This window comes from Streptomyces enissocaesilis (assembly GCF_039533765.1).
GTDB classification, from domain to species: domain Bacteria; phylum Actinomycetota; class Actinomycetes; order Streptomycetales; family Streptomycetaceae; genus Streptomyces; species Streptomyces enissocaesilis.
On the sequence record NZ_BAAAUD010000109.1, the window covers coordinates 21,517 to 27,516 of the forward strand.

Consider the following 6,000-nt stretch of genomic DNA (forward strand, 5'->3'; position numbering starts at 1 on the left):
CCAGGAGCCGTCCATCAGCCAGTTGACGGCCCTCAAGCCTATGGCCCTTAGGCAAACGGACGGCCTGTGCCCGCATGCTGTCGCTGGGCGAGGTGCACCATGATCTTGTGCATTTCTGCAGGCAGATCCCCTGGCTTGCGGGCGGTGAAGAAGGAACCGTCCTGGACGACAGGCTCGTCGACCCAGATGCCGCCTGCCGCCTCAATCTCGCTGCTGACTTCGTACCAGGAGGTGAGGCGACGGCCCTCGGCAAGCCCTGCCGAGACAAGCATCTGCGGACCGTGGCAGACCAGTCCGACCGGCTTGTCGGCGAGGGCGAAAGCGCGCACGAAGTCCAGGGCGGCAGGGTTCTCTCGCAGCTCGGTCGGGGCGAGCCCGCCGGGTACATAGAGCATGAGGTAATCGGCCGGGTCCACGTCGGCCAGGGCCGTGGTCTCCTGCAGGCTCATGCCGCGGTACGCGGTGAGCTCGCCGCCGGACGAGGTGATCACGTCGACGTCGTAGCCGGCCTCGACGAAGCGGTAGTAGGGGTAGAAGAACTCCACGTCTTCTACCTTGTCGGCCGTCAGCACGGCGATGCGGCCCCTGGACGGCTCACCGGTCGGCAGTGCGACTCGGTTGTCGGCGGGACGGTTGATGTCGGTGTCAGTCACTTTCTGCTCCTAGAGATGGTCTTGATGAGTACAAGATAGGAGCCGCGCAGTAGACTCTCAAACATAATGAGTCCTACTGAACCTATAGATAGTCCACCTGGTGTGGACCCTCTCGAAGAAGTTCTTGCTCTGGTCGAGGTCCGTGCGCAGCAGGCTTCCACGCTGACCGGACACGGTGACTGGGCCTTGCGGTTCCCGGCACCCGCCGGCGCGAAGTTCAACGCGGTGCTGTCCGGATCCTGCATGATCGACACGCCCGGGCTGGAGAGGCCGCTCCTGCTCCGCACGGGTGACTCCTTCCTCCTGACCCGCCCGCAGGAGTTCGTCCTGTTCACCTCGGCCCATGCCAGCGTGCAGAAGGCCTCCCCCATCTTCCGTGCCACGGCAGGCACGAGTGCCGAGGTCGGCCCCCTGGAGCAACCGGTGAGCGCGCGTCTGGTCGGCGGTAGCTTCGCCTTCGGCCGTCGCGCCCGTGAACTGCTGCTGAACACGCTCCCGCCGCTGATCTATCTGCCTGCCCACGCCGAGGGCGCGGCGATGGTCCCTCACCTGCTGAACCGCATCGATCGTGAGGCCCGCACCGCCGGCCTCGGTTCACATGTGGTCAGCGAGCACCTGGCTGTCGTCCTGCTCGTCGATGTCCTGCGCTGCCACCTCACCCACCACCCGGACCGGGCCGGCTGGCTCCAAGGGCTCGGTGACCCGGTCGTCTCCGCGGCTTTGCGCGCCATCCATGCCGACCCGGCGCGCCGCTGGACAGTACGGCTCCTCGCGGACGCTGCACTCGTCTCCCGCTCCACCCTCGCCGCACGCTTCAAGGCCGCCGTCGGACAAGGGCCGCTCGAGTACCTCACGAAGTGGCGTCTCGAACTGGGCGCACACCGCCTCGCCACAACGGACCAGACGATCGCCGTCATCGCGGACGCCGTTGGCTACCGCTCCGAGGCATCCTTCGCCCTTGCATTCAAACGCAAGCTCGGCATACCACCAGGCAGCTACCGCAAGGAAGTTCGTAACCAGGACGGTGCCACACCGCCGCAGAGAACACCCGTGCACGCCTAGCCATGCCGGCGGCCTCGCCCTGAGTTAAGCCGACGGGAAGCTGCTGGACGACGCGCGGCTCATCTTCGGGCCGAGCGGTTGGCGGCCGGCCGGGCCCCGATCGGCCTGCTCCAGAGCCCTTCATGCGCCTGCGCGCCGAAGCGAGGGTCACCACCAGGTTCTCAAGACCGCGAGCTCCGCTCCGCGTCCGGCAGGTGTTCCCTCGCCCACTGCCCAAGCGATCGCAGTGCGGGGCTCAGCGCCTCACCCGACTTCGTGAGTCGGCGGGAGACCCGCAGCGGAGGCCCCTCGTTGACCTCACGCACCAGAAGGCGGGCGGCACCCAGTTCGGCCAGGCGGTCGGAGAGCATTCGTTCGCTGATGCCGGGGACGGCCTTGCGCAGATCGACGAAGTACACGGGCCCGTTGCTGAGTACGGACATGATCGGGCCCGTCCAGCGCTTCCCGAGGACCTGGAAGGCACGGGTGATGTCATCGTCGACCCGTGTACATGCCGCCGACTCGTGCTGCTGCTCGACCGCCCTGGGCATGAGTGTACTGCTAGCACCGCTGGGGTGACTCACGTTGAGCAACCCGTATCTGTCGTCGATACGTGTGTACTGCGTGGGGCAGACAGGCCGGACACACCGGCGACCGGCCCAGGGCAGGGCCCGGGCCCGGTGGGCATACGAGTGCTGTCCTGTACCGTATCGAAGTGCGCTTCGCGCTCCCTGCCGTGACATTTCACGGGATGGGTTTGGCCAAGTCCGTATGGTGCGCCGCGGTCGCTGGGTGTCCTGGGCCGCCGAGGCATGCAAAGCCAAGTGCCGTCCTGTGTGGCATGCACCTGTGCCGGCCGATTGTGCTGCACGCCAGTTGACTGTCCAAGCCGCATGCCCGGTGCAGACGCCAACCAGGCCCGCTTTCGACGGCGCCCACTGCGGGGCGACGCCCGTCGTTGCTCTCGACCCCCGAAGGAGTTTTCATGACGACGCATTTGGCCGACGACGCGGTGGTCTGGCTCCCCTACGAGCCGAAAGAACTCGATGGGCTGCCAGAACAACTCTCCTACCGCTACTGGGACGGTCAGGACGACATGCTTCCCGGCAACCCCGCGGAAGTGCGTTTCCTTACCGGATATCCCGGAACACAGGGGTACGCATCGTTGGTCCGCGTACTGTCCCGCGCGCGCAACCTTGAGGTGTTGCAGGTCCTCAGTTCCGGATTCGACTACCTGGAAGCTCACCTCGGGCTGCTGCCTGCCGGCACCCGTCTGGCTACCGGGCGCGGAGTGCACGCTGCTGTCACCGCGGAACATGCGGTGGCCCTTCTGGCCGCCACGGCGCGGGGACTTCCTGACTTCCACCGCCAGCAGGCCGCCGGACGGTGGGCACCTCGCAGTTTCACCACCCTCGGCGGCAAACGCATCCTTGTGGTGGGGCAGGGGCCGGTAGGAACAGCCGTCGCGTCTTTGCTGGACGCCTTCGGCTGCCACGTTGTCCGCCTCGCGCGCACGGCACGCATTGTCGCGGGAGCCGTCGTCCACGGGGCCGGCAGCCTCTCACAGCTGCTGCCCACCGTGGATGGTGCGGTCCTGTGCGCGCCCGCAACCCCGCAGACGTACGGCATGTTCGATGAGGCCGCCCTGTCCCTCCTCCCCGACGGTGCACTGCTGGTCAACGTCGGCAGGGGAGAACTCGTCGACACCGACGCGCTGACCCGTGCGGTGGCCTCCGGCCAGCTGCGGGCTGCTTTGGACGTGACAGACCCCGAGCCCCTACCCGAAGGCCACCCTTTGTGGGGTCTGTCCGGTGCGCTGATAACCCCGCATATCGGTGCCTTCACCGACGCCTTCGAGGAATCATCGCGGAGCTTTCTAGTGCAACAGCTGCACCGTTACGCACGAGGCGAAGCGTTGGCCAATACCGTCGTCAGGCCTGACGGCACGCGGTGACCCGCCGAAGAGTCCGCCCCACTCCATCAAGCCCCGCAGCGTCATGATCGCTTGTCGGCACTGCCGTCAGGGCCCCGGTAGCCCCGCCCGCCTTCGCAGGCTCGCCAGGTGTCTCGCCGAACGCTTGCATCGATACATATCTTGGACAGCAACCTGGTTGCGTTCCCTCACGCTTTGCTCGTCACCCCTATCGGTCGATGGGCTGTTACTCTTCACATGTACACCTCGCGAGAGCGTCGGCGGCCCCGTGTCAGCGCGGATTCCGAGTATCGCCGTACGGGACTCCATTCTCGGGCAGCGCAGCGCGACGGTGGGCGCTCGTCCCCTGTTGTTCGGAACCGAGGAAATACGTGACTTCCTTGTCTGGCGGCATCAGCGGTCCCATGCTCAGCGGGCAGCCAGGTACGCAGTGTCGGTGCCGGTGGACTTGCTCTGCTGCCGCGAGGCTTGGCCCACGGCTTTGCGGTCACCCCTCCCGCCGCGCGCTCCGCTCAACGGTGTCGAACCGCCCATTGCCGCGCCAACCCGGGCTAAGCGACGCGAGGGGGCGCCAAGGCCGGTATCCAGATCGCCGGCCTGCCTCTGTAGCCCTGACAGCTTTGCTCCTGTCAACGTCTGTTGGCGGCGGCCGTTCAAGCCCCGGGGGTGGTTCACGCCCGACCCCCTCCCCCTGCGCTGGCATGTTCGGCCAGTGAGGGTGTGAGCCATCCCCGGTCCTCCGCCGACCGGCATCTGGTTCGCTTTCGTGCCGTGTTCGCCCCCACACGCGGCCCTGAGCGCTGCCCGCCTCAAGGGCTCCCTCCAAAATGCATCGCGTCAGTTCCCACCATGGACAGGATCGTCAGTCATGCCATCTCTGCTGTCTGACCAGGTGCAACGCGGACGTACTGCGCTCGTCACGGTGGCCGACAGGGGTGTCGGACGCGCCATCGCGGAGCGGCTGGCCGAAGCAGGCATGATGGTGTATCTGGGCAGCAGCAGCGAGAGCGCGGGCAAGGGCGCCGAATGGGTACTACGTGCCGCCGGGCACGATGTCCACTCTGTGGTGGTGGACCCAGATGACATCGCTACTCTCTGGCGTGCCGCGGAACACATCGAGTGGCGCGGCGGCAAGTTGGATGCGTTGGTCAATATCCTCGGGCTCACCGCAGCGTCCTCAGTGGAGAGGACGTCGGATCGAGCTGACGACCTGCGGGCCGTCTTCGATGCGAACGTCGTCGAAGCCATGCGGGTGGTTGCGGTGACCGAGGCCCAGCATCGTGAACCGAGTTGACCGCTCAACGACAGTGCCGATCGCGGACCGCTCCAATCCGATGATCAGGTCGCCTTCCCAGTGGCCAGGAACGGCACGGTCCTCGACTTCGGCAGGCCGTTCACTGATCAGCGCTTCGGGCGTCACATGCGCCCAGGTCCTACGGCGCGAACGAGCGCGCGGAGCACGCAGTGCGCGGCCCGTGCGAAGGCACAAGATCAGCTCTCGCTTCAGCGCCCCGCGGCCCTGAACGTAGAGAGCCTGGTAGATCGCCTCGTGGCTGATGCGCATGGACTCATCATCCGGGAAATCAACCTTGATCCGGTTCGCGATCTGTTTCGGACTCCACGCCTGCACCCACGCGCAGTCCTTACGGTGCGGCTTGTTCCGCCCCGTCCACGCGCCTGTCGAAGGCCCTGCGATCGCCCTGCCGCCAGGCGTGCTGATCTCGCCGGACAGCCGCTCCTGGACGTATGCGTGCAACTGCGGATTGGCGACCAGCTTCGCAGCCTTCGGGCGGCGTGCGGCCATGTCCGACTTCCATTGCGCGACCGATGCCCGGTAATCGCGCTTCCCGCCCCTGGTGGCCGCGTTGCGCCGCAACTCGCGGGAAATCGTCCCCGGATCACGACGGGCTTGCCGAGCGATTTCACGAACGCCCATGCCCTGGGCATTGAGGAGCGCGATCTCCTCCCGCTCAGAAAACGACAGGTACCTGCCCGAATGCGGCTTCAGATCGAACGGTCGCATGCCGCCACACTGCCGAAACCAGCGCGTGGCCACCGCCGGCGCCACGCCGATAACCGCGGCCGCTTCCTCCGCGAGGAGACCTTTGGCGATTTCATCCCAGAACGCTGCTTCGATATGGCGCTGGAATTTCGGATGCCCAGGAGACCTCAACTTTAGCCGTATCGCCCGATCGGCTGCCTGCTGACGACGAACCGTCACACACCTCGCTGATCATGAGGTGTTGCGACGACCGATTGAATCTGCCCTGACAGCCGTGATCAGCGTGATGGATCAGCTCGCCGGGCTGGACCTCGCGGGAGGCGAGGGCGTACTCGAGTGTGGTCGGCACCAGGTCGGCGTCCGCGCGGGCC

The 6,000-nt window shown here is 66.5% G+C and carries 5 protein-coding genes and 1 pseudogene; 3 read left to right on the forward strand and 3 right to left on the reverse strand.

The window, feature by feature from the left end; translation table 11 throughout:
- Positions 1–47: 47 nt before the first annotated feature.
- Entirely contained in the window at positions 48–653 is a 606-nt protein-coding gene (locus ABD374_RS33130; protein ID WP_344500617.1) for a type 1 glutamine amidotransferase domain-containing protein, read from the reverse strand.
- A gap of 102 nt (positions 654–755) precedes the next feature.
- Between ABD374_RS33130 and ABD374_RS33135 the strand changes: the two genes are divergently transcribed.
- The gene (locus ABD374_RS33135) at positions 756–1,715 is read left to right on the forward strand and encodes an AraC family transcriptional regulator (protein WP_344500619.1); all 960 of its coding nucleotides are present in this window, start codon (positions 756–758) and stop codon (positions 1,713–1,715) included.
- A 161-nt stretch (positions 1,716–1,876) separates the two neighbouring features.
- Here the strand turns inward: ABD374_RS33135 and ABD374_RS33140 are convergent, their stop codons facing one another.
- Positions 1,877–2,245, reverse strand: coding sequence for a winged helix-turn-helix transcriptional regulator (locus ABD374_RS33140; RefSeq protein ID WP_344500621.1), 369 nt, complete (start codon positions 2,243–2,245; stop codon positions 1,877–1,879).
- A gap of 434 nt (positions 2,246–2,679) precedes the next feature.
- Between ABD374_RS33140 and ABD374_RS33145 the strand changes: the two genes are divergently transcribed.
- Both ABD374_RS33145 and ABD374_RS33150 read left to right on the forward strand, forming a co-directional pair.
- On the forward strand, positions 2,680–3,648 hold the full coding sequence (locus ABD374_RS33145; RefSeq protein ID WP_344500623.1) for an NAD(P)-dependent oxidoreductase: 969 nt from the start codon (positions 2,680–2,682) through the stop codon (positions 3,646–3,648).
- A gap of 847 nt (positions 3,649–4,495) precedes the next feature.
- A complete protein-coding gene (locus ABD374_RS33150) occupies positions 4,496–4,921 on the forward strand; it encodes an SDR family NAD(P)-dependent oxidoreductase (RefSeq protein WP_344500625.1) in 426 nt (141 codons plus the stop codon).
- Here the strand turns inward: ABD374_RS33150 and ABD374_RS33155 are convergent.
- Positions 4,901–5,848 (reverse strand): annotated as a pseudogene (locus tag ABD374_RS33155) (IS30 family transposase); the annotation flags it as partial. The gene ABD374_RS33150 and the pseudogene ABD374_RS33155 overlap by 21 nt on opposite strands.
- Positions 5,849–6,000 lie beyond the last annotated feature (152 nt).

Bases quoted from the DNA above. Each gene is read 5' to 3' on its own strand.
- ABD374_RS33145 (WP_344500623.1), top strand. From the start codon at position 2,680: ATGACGACGCATTTGGCCGACGACGCGGTGGTCTGGCTCCCCTACGAG.
- ABD374_RS33140 (WP_344500621.1), bottom strand. From the start codon at position 2,245: ATGCCCAGGGCGGTCGAGCAGCAGCACGAGTCGGCGGCATGTACACGG.
- ABD374_RS33150 (WP_344500625.1), top strand. From the start codon at position 4,496: ATGCCATCTCTGCTGTCTGACCAGGTGCAACGCGGACGTACTGCGCTC.